The sequence below is a fragment of the Spirillospora sp. CA-108201 genome, assembly GCF_050936235.1.
In the GTDB taxonomy this organism is placed as follows: Bacteria; Actinomycetota; Actinomycetes; order Streptosporangiales; family Streptosporangiaceae; genus Spirillospora.
This window is the reverse complement of sequence record NZ_JBNJNE010000001.1, coordinates 6,980,938-6,999,719: the sequence shown is the minus strand read 5'-3', so window position 1 is coordinate 6,999,719 and position 18,782 is coordinate 6,980,938. Positions and strand designations below refer to the sequence as shown.

Sequence of the window (18,782 nt, the reverse complement as noted above, 5' to 3'; positions counted from 1 at the left end):
CCCGCCCTCCGCGGGCCGCTAGACCGAATACCGCACCCCGCGTCCTGAAGTGGTCGCCCGACTCCGGCGCCGATCAGTCCTCGACGTCGACGCCGAAGCCGCGCGCCAGCCCGTCCAGGCCGGAGTCGTAGCCCTGCCCGACCACGCGGAGCCGCCACCGCCCGTCGCGCCGGTAGACCTCGGCGAGGAGCATGGTCCGCTCCGTCGTCCCGGCGTCGAGGATCGCCTGCGCCAGCGCCCCCTCGCCGTCGCCCGGGCCCGCGGTCACCTCGACGGCGCCCAGCTCGCCGAACGTCACCGCGCCGTCGATCGCCGCCACGACCGTCACCCTGCGGACGGCCTCCGGCAACGCCGCCAGGTCCATGACGATCGCCTGCTGCGCGGGGCCGCCCGCGGCCAGGCGGACCGTCCCGTCCGGCGTCTCGGCGGCCCCGTAGAACACGAAGTCCTCGTCGCGGGACACCCGGCCGTCCTCGCCCAGGAGGAAGGCCACCACGTCCACCTCGCAGGACACGTGCCGCGCCCATGACGCGCCGACCGTCCACCGTCCGGCGTGCGGAAGGTCGATCGCCGCTCCCCTGGGCAGAACCATCGGTGACATGTGCTTCGCTCTCGTCTCCTCCGGCGCGTCGAGCCATTCTTTCGCGTGGACGGGCAGACGCGGTTCCGGCCAACGCGGACAGTCGAGCCGCTCCGATAGGTTCCGGTAGGTGGACGGAATCACGGGCACGGTCGCGACGGCGTGCGGCATGTTCGCGGCGACGAACGTCGACGACCTCATCATCCTGACCGTCCTCTTCCTTTCCGGGCGGGCCGCGGGGACCCCGAGGGCCTGGCAGATCTGGGCGGGCCAGTACGCGGGCATCGCCGCCCTGGTCCTCGTCTCGGTGGTCGCCGCGCTGGGCCTGACGATCGTCCCCGACGAATGGATCGGCCTGCTCGGCCTCGTCCCGCTGGCCCTGGGAGTCCGGGGCCTCGTCGCGGCCGTCCGTTCCCGCGACCACGACGGGCCTCCCGCGGTCGCCTCGGGCCTGCTGCCGATCGCCGGGGTGACGATCGCCAACGGCGCCGACAACATCTCGGCCTACACTCCTGTCTTCCGTACCATCGGCCCGGAATCCACCCTCGTCACCGTCGCGGTCTTCGCCGCCGGCGTGGCGCTGTGGTGCCTCACCGCGTCCTGGCTGGGCTCGCACAAGAAGGTCATCGACCTCCTCGACCAGCACGGCCGATGGCTGGTCCCGATCGCCTTCGTCACCATCGGCACACTGATCGTCCTGGAGTCGGCCGGCGACCTCCGCCACGCCCTGGGCCTGTGACCCCCGCCCCGCTCCTCTCGCAGTCGGCCCACGTGCGCGGGTTCGATGACACGCCTTCCCGTGGCCTACCAGGCGAAAAAGGGCCGGGCCCCCTCGGTGAGGGGGCCCGGCTGGAATTCTGTGCGATCAGCGCTGCGGCTTCGTTTCGTTCGACTTGCCGTCGCAGGGAGCTTGCTGCTGGTTGGTGCCCCGCTTCTCGTCCTTGCCACGGGTCACCGCGAGCAGGCCTCCTGCGGCTGCCGCCGTGAGGGCCGCACGCCTCGTAATCTTCGCCTCTCCCATTGCTCTTGCTCCTTTTCTCTTGTTTTTCAGTTGACTGCGGGACCGCGTCCCGCAAAATGGACCGTCCGTGGACGATGCCCCGCCGCAAGCGACTCCGAGCACTCGGCGAGCGCGGCCGCGCATGGGGCTAAGCCCGCGGGGCGCCGGGGGCATCGCGCGCATCTGCGGCCGGTGCCGCGCCGAAGCCTGACCGACTCAACGCGGCATGCGGTACGATCACGACGCGAGAGTCGGGCTCACTCTTGCTTCGTACGCCCTGGATTCACACGTGAGAAGCCTCGGCGTACGCGGGCGCGGAACGAGAGCCGGCAACTCTCGTATCGCATCCAAGAAGATCGGTGTCTCGGGCAAGACACCCCCCACCGTGAGGTCGAAGGTCCGCCCGACCTGAAACCTCATGCACAACGGTGGGAGTGGCGTCCCCCCGAAGAGTCCAGCGGCCATGCCGCTGGACTTACTTGCGGAGAGAGGTCCCCCCTCTCCACCGCTACAAGATGCATTGGGGCGGAGCCCCTCCCCGATGCTTCCAACTGACGGCGGGCAAGGTCCATCCTTCCCGCCGTCTTCTCTTTGCCACGACACCGATTCGCTGGATCAGGCCCTTGATGCCGGCCGACCACGCGTTCCCATCGCGCGCCACCACTCAGTAGAGGCGCCAGGCGTTCTCTGCGGCCATGGACGATGAACACCGTGCCCTCGCGCTTCCGCTGGAGGCGATCACCGCCTCCGTTCAAGCCTGACTTCAGGTGAAGCGGGAGAACGTCACATAGTCGGCGACGGGCTGGTAACCGAGACGTTGGTAGGCGGCGGTGTTCGCCGGAGTCGTGACATGCACGACCTCGGTCGCACCGTCGTCCAGCAGTGAGCGGGTGAGGGCGGCCACCAGGGCGGTCGCGTAGCCGTGACCCCGGTGCTCGCCCGTCGTGTAGATCGGGTCGAGGCGCACCGCCGAGCCGAACCGGGGCCCGTGACCGGCCACCGCCACCACGCGGCCACCGGCCTCCCAGACCTCCAGATCGCCGGCGGCGAGCCGTCCTGCCACGGCGCCGGGCATGCCGTGGCCCCGGGTGATCGCCTCGTACCAGCGGTCCAGCAGGTCGCGGTCCGCCGGCGCCGCGGGCCGCGCGGAACCGTCCGGCGCCGAATACGGCCGGAGCGTCTCCAGCCGGTGCAGCCGCGTTCTATGACCGACCGGCTGCCCGGGACATTCCAACGCGAACGCCTCGGCGAGGTCGCTGCGGCCCTCCCACGCGTGGGGCGCGGCGTCCAAGTGCCCGGGCAGCGCGGCGGCGGCCTCCAGCGGCATGTCGCCGAGCAGCAGAGAGCCGAACGACGGCTGGACGAACGCGCCGCCGACGGCTCCCTCGGGGCTCGTCCACCAGCCGAACAGCGGCGGAGTCCGGCCGCCACCGGAGCGCCGGGCGGCGGACAGCGCGACCAGCAGAGGGAGGTTGGTCGCCGCCCGTCCGAGCAGGAACTCCTCGCCCGCGACGAACTCGTCCGGGTCGCCTGCCAGAGACCAGCCGGAGGTCAGCGCCATTGCCGTCCCCTCCAGAAGGAGGAAGGGACGACCGTCGCCCTCGCCCCGCAGCGGCGCAGCGAGGCCGGCAGGCCGCTTTGACCGGGGCCGGTCGACATCAGAGGCGGCAACACCGGTTCGGCCAGAAGATCCGTCATCCCCCCATGATCTCGCGCCGCACAGTCCAGACCGCGTAGCGGCTCGTTGCCAGCCGGCGGCGTCCCTGTGCGGCCTCATCGACCCCGCAGCGGCGCGAATTCCTGGCTCTTCGGAGAGGCCCGGTGTCCACAGCCATAGGTGTCGTTCCGAGGCGAGGCCGGAGCTGCTCGCGGGTGTTCGGGTTGACCGCGCGTCTGAGTCTCTGGTGATTCCCCGGCAACCCGCATGAGCCTGCGTGGGCATCCTTCACCCTGCGCTGCATGACCTCGGAGAGGCCGCCGGACTCCTCTGCGATTCGGTCGGTTGCTTCGACGATGGAAGGAGGGCCTTCAAGGATGACGACCTCTGCGGCGCGGTGGACGTCACGGGCACGAGCGATGAAGTGCTGCACTGTCCCGTCCAGTTCGGGCAGGTCGGGAGAAGCCGCCTGCAGGGCGTCGAGGATCGCGTCCATGGCGATATCGCGGTCATGGAGAGCACCGAGGTAGGCGGCATAGGCGTCGCGTCGATGCTGACGGCGCCACTGCGCACGTTGTGTTCGTGCTTGCGTCCTGCCGTTCACGACAGCTGCACCCAGAGTGGTGAGGGAGCCAACGGTGGCACCGAGCAGTGCGGCAAGTCCTGCGTCCATGGCCACATTGTCGCGTCACGAGCTTGAGCTTCGTGAGACTCACGTTCTGGGCGGCGGCTGCGAAGGTGGCACGTAAGCGGGAGTTCCTCCACAACACGTACGAGACCGCTTCGGGCACGTTCAACCGGCTGGTTCCCAGGTTGGCCTTGCGTGTACTGATGCGGTGATCTTGGTTCGGGGCACCGCGCCCCTCTCACCGGCGTCCGCCCGTCACCGTCCATGCCGGCCGCCTGGTCGATGTGGAGTTCGAACTGGATGATCTAGAAGTTGTCCCGGTGTGGGCGGTGTTACCGTTCCGGGCGTTGGTGGTCCACAGATCATTGGAGCAGTCGTGGTGGCTTTGGAAGCCCAGCCTCGTATCGACCATGCGAAGCGGAACCGCGCTTCCAAGCTGGATCTTTCCGGTCTGGAGCTGACCGACCTACCGGAGTCGCTGGGGAACCTCACCAGCCTCACCCAGCTCGACCTAGGCGGTAACCAGCTCACCGCGGTACCGGAGTGGCTGAGGAACCTCACCGACCTCATCTGGCTCTCCCTGGACTGTAACCGGCTCACCGCGATACCCGAGTGGCTGGGGGACCTCACCGACCTCATCCGACTCTTCCTGTCCAGAAATCAGCTCACCGCGGTACCAGAGTCGCTGGGGAACCTCACCGGCCTCCAATCACTCGACCTAGGCGGTAACCAGCTCACCGCGGTACCGGAGTGGCTGAGGAACCTCACCGACCTCACCCGGCTCGACATGGACGCTAATCAGCTCACCGCGCTGCCAGAGTGGCTGGGGAACCGCACCAGCCTCCAATCACTCGACCTGTCCGGCAACCGGCTCACCGCGATACCCCAATCGCTGGGGAACCTCACCAACCTCACCCGGCTCGTCCTGCACGGTAACCAGCTCACCGCGATACCCGAGTCGCTGGCGCATCTTGTCGAAGATCACGGAGCCGGGTAGATGCCTCTCTGCGGGCAACCGCCCGTCGACGGCACACGACACGGTCACTCGTGGATCCCCAAACACCAGGTCAGCGACCCTGGCGAGCCCCGTCCCCGACCGTCTGATCTCCGCCGTCAAAACAGCCTGGCATTCATCCGCGGCTACCTGAGGGGCCGCGGCTTCTCTTCTGGGTGGCAGAGTCGGGGCCTGCCGGTCTGACCGCAGGCCATCCCGAGGCAGCCGTTACGACGAGTCCGGCCGGCACCGTGAGCAAATTCCTGAGCCTGCCGGATGACGGCTGGGGCGAGATGCGGCTGACGCATGCCGAACCGCGGAGCGGCTCGCGGTGGACGGACAGCGGGAAGCCGCGGGACAGGCAGCCTCTCAAGCATGGCTGGGGGCTGGTAGGCCGCCCGCTCAGGTGGCCGAGTGGCGGGGCACAGCGTCGCCGTCCTGCTGCGCGTCTACGCCAAGTGCGTAGCCGGACAGGCCAAAGAGCCCTTGGTGCGTGTTTGAGAAGGATCTGTTCGAGGGGGCGTCGGGCTTGGCGGACGGCGGGCCGTCCGCCACGTGCCAGGTACCCGTGACCTCCACCAGTTGAGGCCGCCGCCATCCCTCGGTGCCTCCGTCCTCGCACAACCTGCGAGCCCGTGAGACTTGGCAGCGCATCACCCTGGCGCGCCACATGCAGCTGCGACCCGCAGGGGTCGTGCCGTCGAGGATCTCCCTGGCCCGGTCAACCACAGGATCCGAGGAAGCCGCCCGCAACGTGTCGCGACACTGGCCAGTACTTTCGCCGCGCACGCCATGCCTGTCGCGGATGAGGAGGGTCTCGCACGACAAAGGGCGGGGCGGATCGTTGTGATCCGTCCCGCCCTCGACTGGCGTCCCGGCGCCGTCAGTGACGCTGGGATGAGTTCATCGGCCAGGACCGAGCCGCGAGTCCCGGTCGGGCCAGTGACCGTACCCTCGTGCTCCGACGAACAGGTAGCCGGATACCGAGGTGTCGCTCAGCGGGCCGTTCCCGCCGATGCCGGTCTTCGTGAGATCCCCGTCGACCGTTTCCATCAGCCGATAGAAGCTCTCCAGCGCGGTTTCCTTGGAGCTGGAGAGACGGACCACGGCCGCGAATTCGGAAGCGACCGGCCGGTAGATGGTCTTGTTCAAGACTGCCGGCTCGACCTTGTCGATCGCGGTGGTCAGCATGTACTTGTCGATCGCCATGAACTGGGGATCGGCTTCGGGGCTGTCGGGGCAGCCGGATGCCTGGAGGCGATGGACGTCGACCCAGATGACGGCGTAGACGTCTTCCGACTCCCTCCTGGATTCCAGGGCCTGCGTCAGGGCATCGGCGCCGGGCAGGTTCGCCAGCATCTTCGCGTCCTGCGCGCAGACCTCGGCGTAGGTCGGCGACCGGCCGTCGGTCTTTCCGGAACTGCAGCCGCTTGCAAGCAGTGCCAGCAGCGCCAGGAGCAGCGCGATGGCCCCGCGTCGTGTGGTAGGCACGTTGGGTCCTCCGGATTTTCTTTGTGGACCGCTCTTTCTGGCGGTCGTTCTCAGAGGACCGTCGCTGGTCGGCGCCGATCGGCAATGCGCCACCCGAGCGGCTTGCCGGTCAGGCGGGGATCGCTGCCAGTGGATACATGTCGACTCCTGTGCAGCTCATCGACCTCATCATCATCGGCGACATGCGATGACGGTGCTGGGCGAGCCGGCCGCCGGACTCGGTCTGAGCGGCGCTGGTGCCGCCGCCGCAGCGGGTCACGCTTCGGATGCTCGATGTCCGGGCAAGAAGGTGGCGGTGCGCAAGCGGTTCACCGTCACCGATACTCCCGGCCGTTGATCACAGTGACGGTGTGCGCCGCGAGTGTCCAGGACCATCTCATCCGGTCTCTAGGTGCTGGCGCGTGACCTAACCATTACGAGTCTCACGAGCAAGATCCACACCCGTCCAGACTCATCCGCCGACCTGCTGGGCAACCCTCCGGATCGCCTTTCTGTTCCACCTTCGTCCAGCCCCGTCCAGACCTGCCGTTCGCATCCGCGTTAGCAAGCCTGAGCGCTCCGCGCCGACCGGTCCAGGGGCGGCGTCAGCCCCCTGGTTCGAACTCGCACAACCGGGGCGCGCGCCTAAAGTTCGGCGTCAGCCGTGCCAGGTCGCGTAGAGGCGGTTAGCCCAGGCGAGTCGGTCGTCGCCTACGTTTGTCAGGAAGTCGACGTCTACCCGTTGCAGGGAGTCTGTGGCGTCATCGGCGGTCATACCGGCGAAACGCAGCAACGCGTAAGCGAACATCCCGGTGCGGTGTATGCCTGCTGAGCAGTGGATCAGAACGTGACCGCCATCGCGCAGCACGGCGGCCAATTGCGTGAGGGATGCGCCGAGACGGCCATCGTGCGTGGTTGGTGGTGGCCCGGCATGCGGTAGCGGCGTCCATGTCCACTCAAGACCAGCGCTTCTAACAGCGGAGCCCAGTTGCCGCGCACCTTCCTTCTGTGACAGGAGGGTCACCACATGGCTGCCACCCAACTCCCGGAACGTCGGCAGCGCATTCAACCTCGGCCGCCTGGATGTCGCGAGCGTTCCGTTGCCAACGATGACCGAGTTCAGCGGCCGTGGGGAAGCCATACGCAGGAAGGCTAACGATTCGTGCGGTGATCTCGCCTCCCGTTTTCCGGCCCGTTCGCCGGGGTGGGGCGGCCGTGCCGGGCGGCACGAGACGGGACCGGACGGAACAGGCCGCATGCTCGGCTCGCAGAGCCGGGCGCGGTCGCCCGGCGCCTCGCGAAGCGGGGCGCCCTTGAAGACGTGGAGAAAGGTCTCACCCGGCACGGGCGGCACGCCCGCCGCGGCGAAGACCGTCGCCAGGAAGCGAGCGATCTTCTACGGCGCGCTCGACTACGCCGTAGAACTCGACATCTTGCCGGCGAACCCCATCGACCGCGTGGCCTGGACAGCCCCGGCCATCGCTGAGGAGGTCAACCGCAACGTCGTGGCCCGGCCCCGCCAGGTCCGGGCGCTCCTGGCCGCGATCGAGGACAAGCGGCCCGAACTCACGGCGTTCTACGGCTGGGGGCCGACGGTCGAGATCATCCGGTCCGGGGCGGTGCCGTCGGTTATGCGCCAGTGTCCGTCGCGGCCGTCGGAGCCGTCCGCCGGTTCGACGTCCTGTCCGGCGACCAGGGCCAGGACGCCGACCGCGTTCGCGGCCCGCTCGCCAGTTCCTGCTCGGGCAGATGGCCCAGCGGCCGCAGTGCGTCACCGACCAGGGCGTCCACCAGCTCGGCGCGGGCCTGCTCGTCGTTCCAGGTGATGCGGGGTTTGCCCGGATCGGTGTGGTCGTGCGCGGTGCACTGCACCGCGGCGACCTCGGCCGCTCCCGGCACTTCGCGGCGGCCTTCCACCGCAGGTCACACCGCAACTCCTGAACCGTCTCAAAGTCCGACAGCCCGTGCAGTGCCTGCAGGGTGATCGCCGCGGCCAGGATCTGCGGCGGCATCGACGGCCCCCCGTTGGCCGAGGGATACATGTCGGCGAACATCTCCGCCGGGATCAACGCCTGCCGGTGCTCGGCCAGGAACGCGAACACGCTCCCCGCCTGAATCAGCTCCGGCGCGTCTCCCCCACATCCGGACCGACCGACTCCCCAGCCCACTCACCCATCACCACAACACACTGGCCCCGCCGCATCCGCGGCGAGGCCAGAACCCCAAGATCTTCAGCAGTCTTCTAGACGCACCCCTCGAACTGCGGCACCTCGATGATCGACAGGTCCAGCCCGGTGCCACCGAACCACCGGTGCATCAACCTCGCCGCCGTCCCGTCCTGGTACATGCGGGTGATCGCCCGGTTCAGCGCCTCGCACCCCTCGACGTCGCCGCGGCGGAGCCCGATGCCGGTGTTCTGCTCGCTGATCCGCGCGTTGACGAGCCGATACCCGCGCCCCTCCCGCCGGACGAGGCCCGCCAGGATGACGTCGTTCGTCGTGATCGCGTCCACCGTCCGACCCTTGATCATGCTCATGCACTGGTCATAGCTCTTGGCGGGGACGGTCCTGGCGGTCATCCCGTGCACCGCCAGCAGCCGCTGGATGGGGTCGGCCCCCTCGACGGCGCAGAACCGGCGCCCCGTCAGGTCCCGGACGCCCTTGACGCCGCGCTCGTCCGCCCGGACCAGCACGTCCTGGTAGGACATGTAGTACGGCCCGGCGAACGCGATCTGCGTCTTGCGTTCGGGCGTGACCGACAGGGTCGCGAGGACGAGGTCGGCGCGCCCCGACGTCAGCGCCGTGATCCGCTCGGACGCCAGCACCGGGACGAACCGCACCTCCTTCCCGAGCCGGTCCGCCACGTACCGCGCGACATCGATGTCGAACCCCTCGAACCGGCCGTCCGGTCGCCGCAGCCCCAGCCCCGGCAGGTCCGGCCGCACCCCCACCACCAGGGTCGGCTCGTCCAGCAACGACTCGGAGCCGCCCTGCCCGCACGCTGTCAGCATTCCACTCGCCAGCACGACCGCCGCCAGAATCCGCCCTACCGCCACCCGGACCTCCCGCACGTTTCCAACGGAATGACCATAGACCGGCTGAAGACGCTGTAGGCGGACGCCGGACTCATTCGCCGCGCGGGCCGAACGCCACGCAGCAGTGACCGGAGTGGGGGCGAGCGTGGCCTCGATGCTGGACGCGCCTAGGGCGCTCGCACGCCCCTGCCGTGTTCCGTGAACACCCGGCAATGGCCGGGAGGAGTGGGGAGCTACTGGGAAACAACGAGAACGGCCCCTGACAGCGTTCTAGCTGGTCAGGGCCGTTCTACGTGGCGGTGGCGGGTGCAGGGTTCGAACCTGCGTAGGCTAAGCCGACGGATTTACAGCCCCGGCCGCCGAACCGCTCTGACCTGCTATTTCTCTCCCACTCGGCCGATTCTCGGACGCATTCGGCACAGGACCTGATACCTGCTTGCGAGGGGCGTCCTCGATCCGCGCTGCTCGCTGCTGGCCGTCCATAGGGACGGTACCTCCGACCGGCGGGCTTGAAGGTGCCGTTCGTCGGCGTTCAGCAGCAGGCGGAAGCCGCGGTGGGTTCCTCGCCGGTGACGGCCTTGGTCTGCTGCCCGGCCTCCTCGGCGCTGCCCGTGGCACAGCACGCGGAGCCCTCGGCCTTGGCCAGGGTGTCGGCGTCGCCCTTGACCACGTAGACCTCCCACGGCTCGGCGCCGGGGCCATGGACCCAGACCTTGTCCTGGAGCGCGTAGCAGCACGAGGTGTCGTTCTCCTCCAGCGTGGCGAGACCGGCCTCGGCCAGACGCTGCGTGGCGTCGTGCACCTGGGCGGCGTCTTCGACCTCGACACCGAGGTGGTCCAGGCGGGTGGGCTCGTCGTCCTGGCCCTCGATGAGGACGAGCTTGAGCGGCGGCTCGGTGATGGCGAAGTTGGCGTAGCCGGGCCGCAGCTTGGCGGGCTCGGTGCCGAACAGCTTGGAGTAGAAGGCGATCGAGCCTTCCAGGTCGGACACGCGCAGGGCGAGCTGGACGCGGGACATCGGAACCTCCTGCTTTGACGTTCATCGAATCAGCCGATGAGTCGAGTTTGCGCTCCTGCATAGATGGGTGTCAAATTAGAGGCATGTCTAAGCAGGAGTTGCCGATCCTGGACGTCTCGCCGACCACCCCGGGCGACGGTGATCAGGCGTGCTGTGTCCCGCTGGTCTGCGAACCGCTCGACCAGGGCGAGGCGGCCGAACTGGCGCCGTTGTTCAAGGCGCTGGGCGACCCGGTCCGGCTGCGCCTGCTGTCGCTGATCGCCTGTCACGAGGGCGGCGAGGCGTGCGTGTGCGACCTGACGGCGGCGTTCGAGCTGTCGGACCCGACGATCTCCCACCACCTGAAGGTGCTCAAGCAGGCGGGGCTGATCGACTCCGAACGGCGTGGGACCTGGGTGTACTACTGGCTCCGGCCCCAGGTCCTGGAGCGGCTGTCGATGATTCTGGGGCCGCGTCTGGCCGCTGCGGCCGCCTCGTGACCAGCGCCGAACCCGTCGTGCGTCCTGCGGTTCCCGCTGAGGCGGGCGGGGCGGTGGCGGGACGGCTGTCGCCGCTGGACCGGTTCCTGCCGGTGTGGATCGGCGCGGCCATGGCGCTGGGCCTGCTGGCCGGACGTTCCATCCCGGGCCTGGGGTCGGCGCTGGAGGCGGTGAAGGTCGGCGGGATCTCGCTGCCCATCGCGCTGGGGCTGCTGGTGATGATGTACCCGGTGCTGGCCAAGGTCCGCTACGACCGCCTCGACGCCGTCACCGGCGACCGGGGCCTGCTCCTGTCCTCCCTCGTCCTGAACTGGGTGCTGGGTCCAGCGGTGATGTTCGCCCTCGCCTGGCTCCTGCTGCCCGACCTGCCCGAGTACCGCACCGGCCTGATCATCGTCGGCCTGGCCCGCTGCATCGCCATGGTCATCATCTGGAACGACCTGGCGTGCGGGGACCGCGAGGCCGCCGCCGTCCTGGTCGCGCTCAACTCGGTGTTCCAAGTGATCGCGTTCGCCGGGCTCGGCTGGCTCTACCTCCAGGTCCTGCCCGGCTGGCTCGGGCTCGACCAGGCCGACCTGGACGTCTCGGCGTGGGACACCGCCCGCAGCGTGCTGATCTTCCTCGGCGTCCCGCTCGCCGCCGGGTACCTGTCGCGCCGTCTCGGCGAACGCGCACGCGGCCGCACCTGGTACGAGGAGCGGTTCCTGCCCCGCGTGGGCCCGGCCGCGCTGTACGGACTGCTGTTCACCATCGTCGTCCTGTTCGCCCTCCAGGGCGACGCGATCACCTCCCGGCCGTGGGACGTCGCCCGGATCGCGCTGCCGCTCCTGATCTACTTCGCGGTCATGTGGGCCGGAGCCTTCGCCCTCGGCCGCGCCGTCGGGCTCGGCTACCCCCGCACCGCGACCCTGGCCTTCACCGCCGCGGGCAACAACTTCGAACTCGCCATCGCCGTAGCGATCGCCACGTTCGGCGTCACGTCCGGCCAGGCGCTCGCGGGCGTCGTCGGCCCCCTCATCGAGGTCCCCGTCCTGGTCGGCCTCGTCTACGTCTCGCTGGCCCTGCGCCGGCGCTTCACCACCCAGGAGCCGTGATGCCCGAGGTGCTGTTCGTCTGCGTCCACAACGCCGGACGCTCCCAGATGGCCGCCGTCCTCCTCGACCACCACGCCGCCGGCCGCGTCCGCGTCCGCTCCGCCGGATCCGCCCCCGCCGACACCATCAACCCCGCCGTCATCGAGGTCATGGCCGAACTCGGGCTCGACCTGACCAAGGAATTCCCCAAGCCACTGACAGGCGAAGCCGTCCAAGCCGCCGACGTCGTCATCACCATGGGCTGCGGCGACGTCTGCCCCGTCTTCCCCGGCAAGCGCTACCTCGACTGGCAGCTCCCCGACCCGGCCGGACGCCCCGTCGCCGAGGTCCGCCCGATCCGCGACGAGATCGACCGCCGCGTCCGCACCCTGCTCACCGAACTACTCCACACCGCCGACACCCCCGAGCAGCGCTGACCTACCGCACCGAGCATCGCCACGTCGCCACCGCCCCTCACACGCACCTCAGCAGGCCCCCGGCTCAGGTGGCCGAGTGGGCCGGGCACAGTGTCGCCGTCCTGCTGCGGGTGTACGCCAAGTGCGTGGCCGGGCAGGAGGACGACGCCAAGCGGCGAATTGCTGAGGCGACCAGGCAAAAGGACGGCTGAAACTTCGGCCCGTATTCGGCCCGGCCCCCCGTAGAGGGCCACTCACAGCCCGATACAGCCGGACAAGACGAGAACAGCCCCTGACCGGGTTACGCCTGGTCAGGGGCTGCTTCGCATGATGTGGCGGGTGCAGGGTTCGAACCTGCGTAGGCTAAGCCGACGGATTTACAGTGCGTCACGGATTACCGAGGTACACACCCTCTGACCTGCGAAGAATCTGCCAGCTGCCATCTTGGGAGCGGATGTGATTCCGCGCATTCTCCGGATCTTGAAACCTCTGCGCTTGGGGTGTCATCGACGGACATCCGCACCACTCCCCTACCGGACCGACGACCGAACCGGTCCGGAGGGTTCTCCCGCGCGAACGGCGCGAACCCCGAGACAGACAGATTCGCGCGGGAGTGCCCTCCGGTTCCAGGAGGGGTCTGGGGAACCACGGGGTTCCCCAGTAGCGCACGCTCAACCGATCTTCCGGCAACTCCCCTGACGACTCCAACGGCGCTCGACCACAGTCACGCCCTGGTGCTCGTCGCCGAACCGGTCGAGCAGACTCACGCCCAGCATCAACCGAGGAAGGACAACAGGGGTGCCCGCCGCCGGGTGTGAAACGAGAACAAGGGCCCGGCGGCATGCCGCCGGGCCCTTGCAGGTCGTCTTGCGGTCTAGCGGTCGAGCCAGGACCAGGCCGCGATGCAGCCCATGCCCATGGTGCAGGCACAACCGAAGCCGAACAAACCGCCGACGTAGGTGTTGAAGAAGAGATCGCCGGGGAGGATGCGGTCGAAGAACGCAAACCCACAAGACCCCCCGACAACGCCACCGACGGCAAGGTTGAGGCCCACCGGGACGGCGACGTCCAAGAAGGCGAGCGCATAGGGCGCGCGGAAGCCGACGCCGTCGACCACGTTGGCGATGCCGCAGGCAACGACAACGATACCGGCGCCCGCGACAGCGCAGATGACAAGGGCGACGACGCCCAGGAAGCTGAAGATGCTGTCTTGGTCGCCGTTGCTCATGATGGCGGCGCAGACGCCGGCGATGATGGCGCCCGCGACGACAAGGACAGCACCGATGACAGCACTGCGGATGAAGACAGCACTGCGGATGAACATGAACTTCGTCATTGGATGACTCCCCGGTTTGTGGCGCGCGTAAGTACGCGCGACTCGATTCGGGGTCTACCGTCCCGAACTTGGCGGGACACGCATGGGTGTCGCCGACAACCCGCCGACAGGGCGTCAAGCATCAACCGATGCCGGAGTGTCAAGCATCAACCGAGGAAGGACGCAGGGCGTCCGTCCTGCGGATGAGACCTCCGATGTGGTTACGGAGTCAAGTGACAGGTGAGTTTTCCGGTGACTGATCCTTGTTCTTGGGCCGTCGGTGAGCATTAGCGTGATCAGCGTGGATGCGCACGAGGGGGGCCGACTGTCCGCCGAGGAGTTTCAGAGCATGCTGCGCCTGCTGCGACGCTTCGCTGACACCGAGATGGACCAGTTCGCACTCTGGCGGCTCGAAAGCGGAAAGGCCGAGCCGGTCTATGTCTCGGTTGGGCTGAAGCCCGTCGGTGCCGCGGAGTCCTCATTCATCCGGTTCGAGACCCCTGACGTGGGGCGCTAGACTAGCTGCGATGCGCTTGCTGCCTCACGCTGCTGCCGCGACGTGTGGCGCGAAGGCTTTGACCGGGTCGTAGTGCTGCCTGGTCTGGAGGCAGTGGTGGAGTTGTCCGAGCATTCGGTTGAACAGGTTGCGCAGTGCGGCTGCGTGCCGGTCTCCGTGGTCGCGTCGCTGCTGGTAGTGGCTTCGCGGGGGCCCGGCTTTGGCTGCCGCGCAGAACGCCCATCTGAAACCGGTGGCGGCCAGGCGGTTGTTCTTGATGGAGCGCCGGGTGATGGACACGCTGCGTCCCGAGGCGCGGGTGACCGGCGCTGACCCGGCGTAGGCCTTCAATGCCCGGGCGTCGGCGAACCAGGCCCGGTCATCGCCGATCTCGGCCAGCAGCCGGGCGCCGAGCTCGTCGCCCAAGCCGGGGAAGCTGGTGATGATCTCGTAGTCGGGGTGCTGGGCGAACGCCTCGGCGACCGCCTGGCCGAGGCGGTCGACGTTGCCGCATTCGGCGTCTAGGACGGCCAGCAGCGCGCGGGCCTGGACGCCCATCGCGTCTTCGACCAGCGGTGGTTGATGCAGGTGCGGCTGCCGTAGGGCCTGCTGGATCCGGCGGGCCAGCTCGTCGATGCCGCGTTGCCGACCGGCCCGCCGCAACGCCGCGGCGATGCGGGTGCGCGACAGCCGGGCTGCCGTTGTCGGGGTGAACGCGAGCGCCAGGACGGCGCGGGCGTCGCGCCCGGCCAGGTTGGTGGAGCGGTCGCCGGCAAAGGCGGCCAGGAAGGCCGGGAAGTACTCGCGCAGCAGCGACCGCAGCATGTTGGACGCGCGTGTCCGCCGCCAGATCGCGTCCTGGTGAGCCCGAGCCAGGACGGTGATCGCCTTGGCCAGATCGCTGTCGTCGGGCAGCGGCCGGTGGACGTGCGCGTCGGTGCGCAGGATGCCTGCCAGCGTCATCGGGTCGATGTGGTCGGACTTCTTGCGCGCGACCGAGTGTCGCTCGCGATAGCGGGCCACCGCCATCGGGTTGATGGCGAACACCTTGCGGCCCGTGCTCCGCAGCGCCGCCACCAGCAGGCCACGAGGTGTCTCGATCGCCACCGGGATCGGATCGCCGGGGTCGTCTCCGACGTCGGCCAGCAGCTTCAGCAGTTCCTCGAACCCCTCGGCGCTGTCGGCGATCCGGCGCTTGGCCAGCAGCTGGCCGGCCTCGTCGACCACGGCGGCGTCGTGATGGTCCTCGGCCCAGTCGATCCCGCAGAACGCTTTCACCCCGGTGCTCTCCCTCGATCACCTGTGATCTGTCAGTGCAGGTGGCGGCCTGGCCGGGAACGCGCGGCGCCCTAATCACAAGGCTCTACGGCCTTCCCTCCGATGGAGCCGTTCGCGATCCCAGCGACCCGCGCGGGCCCCAGTCTCATCCGAGAGCTCCAAAGCTCAGAACTTTCTCAGAGGTCACCGCGCGGGCAGCTCGAACCACGACAGGCAACCTGCCACCAACACCACCGCGGCGAGGCCCACCAGCCGGACCCTGTCTGGAAGCCCAACGACCCTGATTAGAACTTTCTCTACGTCTTTAAAGGCGCCCCGCTGGCGCGGGGCGCCGGGCGGCCGCGCCCGGCTCTGCGAGCCGGGCATGCGGCCTGTTCCGTCCGGTCCCGTCTCGCGCCGCCGTGCACGGCCGCCCCACCCACCAGCGGAACACCATCAGCACGCAAGTAAGCCAGCCAGCCAGCCAGCCAGCCAGCACCAATCATGCGCCATATCCGGCGAACTGCACGGCCCTTATCCGCCTGCGCGGGTCTCTGCGAAGGTCGGTTGAGCCTCCTGGTACCAGGGGGCTCCCGCCCCCTGGACCCCCGGAGCCGGAGCACTCATTCGCGCGAATCTGTTGTGCCCACACCGGGCCGTTCGCGCGAACGAGCACTCCGGACCGATGCCGAGTGTGCGACGTGCGCACGGGCGAAAGCATGTCCGGTCTAACAGACCAGTCACTACGAAAATGCCAAGAAGTCGGGGCGATTCGCCAGAATGGCGACACACCAGCCGTCACGAGCCCTGGTCGTTCTGCCGGGCTGATGACTCCCGGCCACACCCCCACCGATACAGCAAGAGAGGGGCCGGACAGCACGTGTGCTGTCCGGCCCCAAGGTGCACCCGGGCAGGGTGCGTGTCGTCAGCGACCGGCGCGGCCGCTGATGAACTGTTCGATCACGTCCAGGTCCTCCGGTCGCATGTCGATGAGCTCGACGATGGCGAACCATTGGACCCAGACCGGCTCGATGCCGGGTCGGGCGGTCCAGTCCTGGACGGTGAGCTGCCCTCGCGCGCGGTTCAGGGTGCGCTCAGCGAGCTCCTGGAGTTCGCTGCGAGTCGCCCAGCGGACGTTGCTGAACGATCCCGGGTCGATGGTCATCTGACCGGTGACCGAGGCGCGGTAGATCTGCCAGCGGTGGCCACTCCCGTGCGGGCCGTCACCACGCTTGCAGCGATTGGGACGCCACACCCACCCGTCGGTCACCTGCTCCAGCAGGACGACGGTCAGGCCCGCTTCCTCCTCGACCTCGGCACGGGCTGCGTCGTCGTAGCTGCTGTGAGCGTCGAAGACGTGCCCGGCGATACCGGCGGCGCCGGCACCATCTGTGCGATCACCGATCAGCACACCATCTTCGGTCTGGATAACGACGCCGACGGAGGCGCCGTCGCAGACCTTGCGGGTGCTGCTCGATGTGGTGGGGTCAGTCACTGCTACCCACTCCTTGTCTCTCGATTGGACGTGCACGGCCGCTTGCCGCAGTAGCAACCGTCCGGAGCTCCCGGTCTTCGACAACCGACAGTCGTCCAGGACAGCAAGGAGAAGACCTAAGCACTCTCAGGCGAAGGGCCTAGGGAGGTAGGCCATGGGGCGGGGAGAGCTCACTCCGGGCCGTCGCGGCCAAGCACACGCAGCAGTGCGCGAGAAGGAGGAGCAATCGAGCTCCTACCGGCTTCTTTGGCGCGCCCCCCGCCGTGCCCCACGCGTGCCCGTGGGGGCGGTGAAACAAGGAGATTCAGGGGGACTCACGGTAAGAAGCCAAAGGGCCTTCCTCGGCACGTTTCGCCTGGTAGGAAGGCCCTTTAGCTGCTGGTGGCGGGTGCAGGGTTCGAACCTGCGTAGGCTAAGCCGACGGATTTACAGATCTACGCTCGGTTCGTGATCTTGGCCGGTTCCATCGCAGGTCAGGCCGGGATCGGAGCGGCCGGAGGATCCTGGTCATCCTCGTCGTGCCCCGTACGTGCCCCAGGCTCGATCTTTCCCTCTCGGAACTCGTCCAGGCCCCGCGCAACGTCGTGGTCCTTGCCTTCCAGCCTACGCGCGTAGTGCCGGGTCGTGATGGTGGTGTTGGAGTGGCCGAGACGACGCCCAGCCGCCAGGACGCCGAACTCGTCCGCGACCCACGACGCATGAGTGGCCCGCAGGTCGTGAGGCGTCACGCCGTCGAGTCCGGCCTTCGCGACCGCCGGGTCGAACTTCCAGGTACGCCACGCGTTGTAGTGCAGCGCGTTCCCCCGCTTGTTCACGAACAGGAGGGCATTCGGCGACGTGCCCGCCATCTCGTCCAGGTGAGCCCGCAGCCGCCGCACCAGGAAGGCCGGGATCTGCACGTCTCGGACCTGGTGATCCTTGGGGGTGCCGAAGGAGGTCTTTCCCGAGATCTCGACCAGGGTCTCAGTGACGCGGATGGCTCCCGCATCGAGGTCGATGCTCTTGCGCTTCAGCGCGAACGCCTCGCCGACGCGCAGCCCCGCGTAGGCCATGATCTCGATCAGGAGGTCATGCGGAGCGACCGCCGCATTGACCAGGTTCTCGACCTGGTCCCGCGTGAGGATGACCGGATCATGCACGACCAGACGAGGCAACTTGGTGCCCACGCAGGGCGAGACTCGGATGAGTTCGTTGGTCACCGCCGTTTCCATAATCAGGGCGAGCACGACGTGAGCCTGGCGGATCCGGGAAGCACTCAGGCCGCGAGCGTTCATGTCCGCGACCCATTCACTCACCCCGATCGGTCGTATGGACGTGAGCGCCTGGTCGCCGAACTTCGGCTTGATCTGCGTGCTGAACAGCGAGAGGTAGGAGGCGTACGTCTTGGGCTTGAGGCTTGGACGCACCGAGTCCAGCCACCGCGCGCCCCATTCCCCCAGGGTGATCTTTCCGGCGTCCGGGTTGATCCACTCTCCCTTTTCGATTTCCGCTCCCTTGAGGGTGAGCCAGCGGTTCGCGTCCCGCCTGGTCGTGAACGTCTGGGGGGCGGTACGCCGTTGTCCGTCTGGCGACCGGTAGCGCGCCTGCCAGCGCCCAGAGGGCAACTTCCGCACGCTTCCGAAATCACGCTTCGCCATTACGCAGCCTTCCCGATGTTGGTTGTCGTCATTGGATCGACCAGCCCGGCAGTGATGTACTCCCGGAGCGCGGACTCCGGGATGCGGACGGGACCGCGTTTGCCCGGATCGCCCAGCCGGACGAAGCGGATCCGCCGTTCGTCGATCAGCCGCCGGACGAACCGTTCTGGGGTGTTCAGGTGCTCAGCCGCTTGCACGGCGGTCAGTAGGCGTTCGTTCAGGTCGAACAAGGG

Annotated in this window: 21 protein-coding genes and 1 pseudogene; 9 read left to right on the top strand and 13 right to left on the bottom strand. The window is 68.4% G+C overall.

The window, feature by feature from the left end:
• Positions 1-73: 73 nt before the first annotated feature.
• Positions 74-601: a TerD family protein gene (locus ACQEU6_RS33635; RefSeq protein WP_499337312.1), complete on the bottom strand. Its 528-nt coding sequence runs from the start codon at positions 599-601 to the stop codon at positions 74-76.
• A gap of 109 nt (positions 602-710) precedes the next feature.
• Here ACQEU6_RS33635 and ACQEU6_RS33630 point away from each other — a divergent pair, with 109 nt between their 5' ends.
• Positions 711-1,319 (top strand): cadmium resistance transporter, encoded by a 609-nt coding sequence (locus ACQEU6_RS33630; protein WP_499337311.1) that lies wholly within the window; start codon positions 711-713, stop codon positions 1,317-1,319.
• Positions 1,320-1,445: 126 nt separating this feature from the next.
• Here ACQEU6_RS33630 and ACQEU6_RS33625 read toward each other — a convergent pair whose 3' ends face one another.
• Positions 1,446-1,601, bottom strand: coding sequence for a twin-arginine translocation signal domain-containing protein (locus ACQEU6_RS33625; protein WP_499337309.1), 156 nt, complete (start codon positions 1,599-1,601; stop codon positions 1,446-1,448).
• Positions 1,602-2,343: 742 nt separating this feature from the next.
• Positions 2,344-3,141, bottom strand: coding sequence for a GNAT family N-acetyltransferase (locus tag ACQEU6_RS33620; RefSeq protein WP_499337308.1), 798 nt, complete (start codon positions 3,139-3,141; stop codon positions 2,344-2,346).
• A gap of 373 nt (positions 3,142-3,514) precedes the next feature.
• Between ACQEU6_RS33620 and ACQEU6_RS33615 the strand changes: the two genes are divergently transcribed.
• Together ACQEU6_RS33615 and ACQEU6_RS33610 are read left to right on the top strand one after the other, a co-directional pair.
• Positions 3,515-3,937: a hypothetical protein gene (locus tag ACQEU6_RS33615; protein ID WP_499337306.1), complete on the top strand. Its 423-nt coding sequence runs from the start codon at positions 3,515-3,517 to the stop codon at positions 3,935-3,937.
• 304 nt (positions 3,938-4,241) lie between these two features.
• Positions 4,242-4,862 (top strand): leucine-rich repeat domain-containing protein, encoded by a 621-nt coding sequence (locus tag ACQEU6_RS33610; protein WP_499337305.1) that lies wholly within the window; start codon positions 4,242-4,244, stop codon positions 4,860-4,862.
• 900 nt (positions 4,863-5,762) lie between these two features.
• Here the strand turns inward: ACQEU6_RS33610 and ACQEU6_RS33605 are convergent.
• On the bottom strand, positions 5,763-6,350 hold the full coding sequence (locus tag ACQEU6_RS33605) for a hypothetical protein (RefSeq protein WP_499337303.1): 588 nt from the start codon (positions 6,348-6,350) through the stop codon (positions 5,763-5,765).
• Between the two features lie 23 nt (positions 6,351-6,373).
• Here ACQEU6_RS33605 and ACQEU6_RS33600 point away from each other — a divergent pair, with 23 nt between their 5' ends.
• A complete protein-coding gene (locus ACQEU6_RS33600; protein WP_499337301.1) occupies positions 6,374-6,541 on the top strand; it encodes a hypothetical protein in 168 nt (55 codons plus the stop codon).
• 446 nt (positions 6,542-6,987) lie between these two features.
• Here ACQEU6_RS33600 and ACQEU6_RS33595 read toward each other — a convergent pair whose 3' ends face one another.
• The 4 genes and pseudogenes from ACQEU6_RS33595 to ACQEU6_RS33580 all read right to left on the bottom strand — a co-directional run bounded on the left by ACQEU6_RS33595 (position 6,988) and on the right by ACQEU6_RS33580 (position 10,381).
• A complete protein-coding gene (locus tag ACQEU6_RS33595) occupies positions 6,988-7,470 on the bottom strand; it encodes a protein-tyrosine phosphatase family protein (protein ID WP_499337300.1) in 483 nt (160 codons plus the stop codon).
• Between the two features lie 441 nt (positions 7,471-7,911).
• Positions 7,912-8,497: pseudogene (locus ACQEU6_RS33590) on the bottom strand (transposase); the annotation flags it as partial.
• A 74-nt stretch (positions 8,498-8,571) separates the two neighbouring features.
• Complete coding sequence (locus tag ACQEU6_RS33585) at positions 8,572-9,384, bottom strand: transporter substrate-binding domain-containing protein (protein WP_499337298.1); 813 nt, start codon at positions 9,382-9,384, stop codon at positions 8,572-8,574.
• A gap of 511 nt (positions 9,385-9,895) precedes the next feature.
• A complete protein-coding gene (locus tag ACQEU6_RS33580) occupies positions 9,896-10,381 on the bottom strand; it encodes an ArsI/CadI family heavy metal resistance metalloenzyme (RefSeq protein ID WP_499337296.1) in 486 nt (161 codons plus the stop codon).
• An 83-nt stretch (positions 10,382-10,464) separates the two neighbouring features.
• On the opposite strand from ACQEU6_RS33580, the gene ACQEU6_RS33575 reads away from it, so the two are divergent.
• The 4 genes from ACQEU6_RS33575 to ACQEU6_RS33560 all read left to right on the top strand — a co-directional run bounded on the left by ACQEU6_RS33575 (position 10,465) and on the right by ACQEU6_RS33560 (position 12,561).
• Complete coding sequence (locus ACQEU6_RS33575; protein ID WP_499337294.1) at positions 10,465-10,860, top strand: ArsR/SmtB family transcription factor; 396 nt, start codon at positions 10,465-10,467, stop codon at positions 10,858-10,860.
• Positions 10,857-11,954, top strand: coding sequence for an ACR3 family arsenite efflux transporter (gene arsB, locus ACQEU6_RS33570; protein ID WP_499337292.1), 1,098 nt, complete (start codon positions 10,857-10,859; stop codon positions 11,952-11,954). The genes ACQEU6_RS33575 and arsB overlap by 4 nt, the downstream gene beginning before the upstream one ends.
• The gene (locus ACQEU6_RS33565) at positions 11,954-12,370 is read left to right on the top strand and encodes an arsenate reductase ArsC (RefSeq protein ID WP_499337290.1); all 417 of its coding nucleotides are present in this window, start codon (positions 11,954-11,956) and stop codon (positions 12,368-12,370) included. Before arsB ends, ACQEU6_RS33565 begins: the two co-directional genes overlap by 1 nt.
• 68 nt (positions 12,371-12,438) lie before the next feature.
• Positions 12,439-12,561: a hypothetical protein gene (locus ACQEU6_RS33560; protein WP_499337288.1), complete on the top strand. Its 123-nt coding sequence runs from the start codon at positions 12,439-12,441 to the stop codon at positions 12,559-12,561.
• Between the two features lie 662 nt (positions 12,562-13,223).
• Here the strand turns inward: ACQEU6_RS33560 and ACQEU6_RS33555 are convergent.
• Positions 13,224-13,685 carry a hypothetical protein gene (locus ACQEU6_RS33555; RefSeq protein WP_499337286.1) on the bottom strand — a complete coding sequence of 154 codons (462 nt, stop codon included), beginning with the start codon at positions 13,683-13,685 and terminating at the stop codon, positions 13,224-13,226.
• 280 nt (positions 13,686-13,965) lie between these two features.
• Here ACQEU6_RS33555 and ACQEU6_RS33550 point away from each other — a divergent pair, with 280 nt between their 5' ends.
• Positions 13,966-14,181: a hypothetical protein gene (locus ACQEU6_RS33550; RefSeq protein ID WP_499337284.1), complete on the top strand. Its 216-nt coding sequence runs from the start codon at positions 13,966-13,968 to the stop codon at positions 14,179-14,181.
• Positions 14,182-14,205: 24 nt separating this feature from the next.
• Here the strand turns inward: ACQEU6_RS33550 and ACQEU6_RS33545 are convergent, their stop codons facing one another.
• The 4 genes from ACQEU6_RS33545 to ACQEU6_RS33530 form a co-directional block, all read right to left on the bottom strand.
• Positions 14,206-15,438: an IS110 family RNA-guided transposase gene (locus ACQEU6_RS33545; protein ID WP_499337282.1), complete on the bottom strand. Its 1,233-nt coding sequence runs from the start codon at positions 15,436-15,438 to the stop codon at positions 14,206-14,208.
• Positions 15,439-16,342: 904 nt separating this feature from the next.
• Positions 16,343-16,912 carry an NUDIX domain-containing protein gene (locus tag ACQEU6_RS33540; protein ID WP_499337280.1) on the bottom strand — a complete coding sequence of 190 codons (570 nt, stop codon included), beginning with the start codon at positions 16,910-16,912 and terminating at the stop codon, positions 16,343-16,345.
• 473 nt (positions 16,913-17,385) lie between these two features.
• The gene (locus ACQEU6_RS33535; RefSeq protein WP_499337278.1) at positions 17,386-18,549 is read right to left on the bottom strand and encodes a tyrosine-type recombinase/integrase; all 1,164 of its coding nucleotides are present in this window, start codon (positions 18,547-18,549) and stop codon (positions 17,386-17,388) included.
• Positions 18,549-18,779, bottom strand: a complete 231-nt coding sequence (locus ACQEU6_RS33530; RefSeq protein ID WP_499337276.1) for a helix-turn-helix domain-containing protein — start codon at positions 18,777-18,779, stop codon at positions 18,549-18,551. Before ACQEU6_RS33530 ends, ACQEU6_RS33535 begins: the two co-directional genes overlap by 1 nt.
• Between the last annotated feature and the right edge of the window lie 3 nt (positions 18,780-18,782).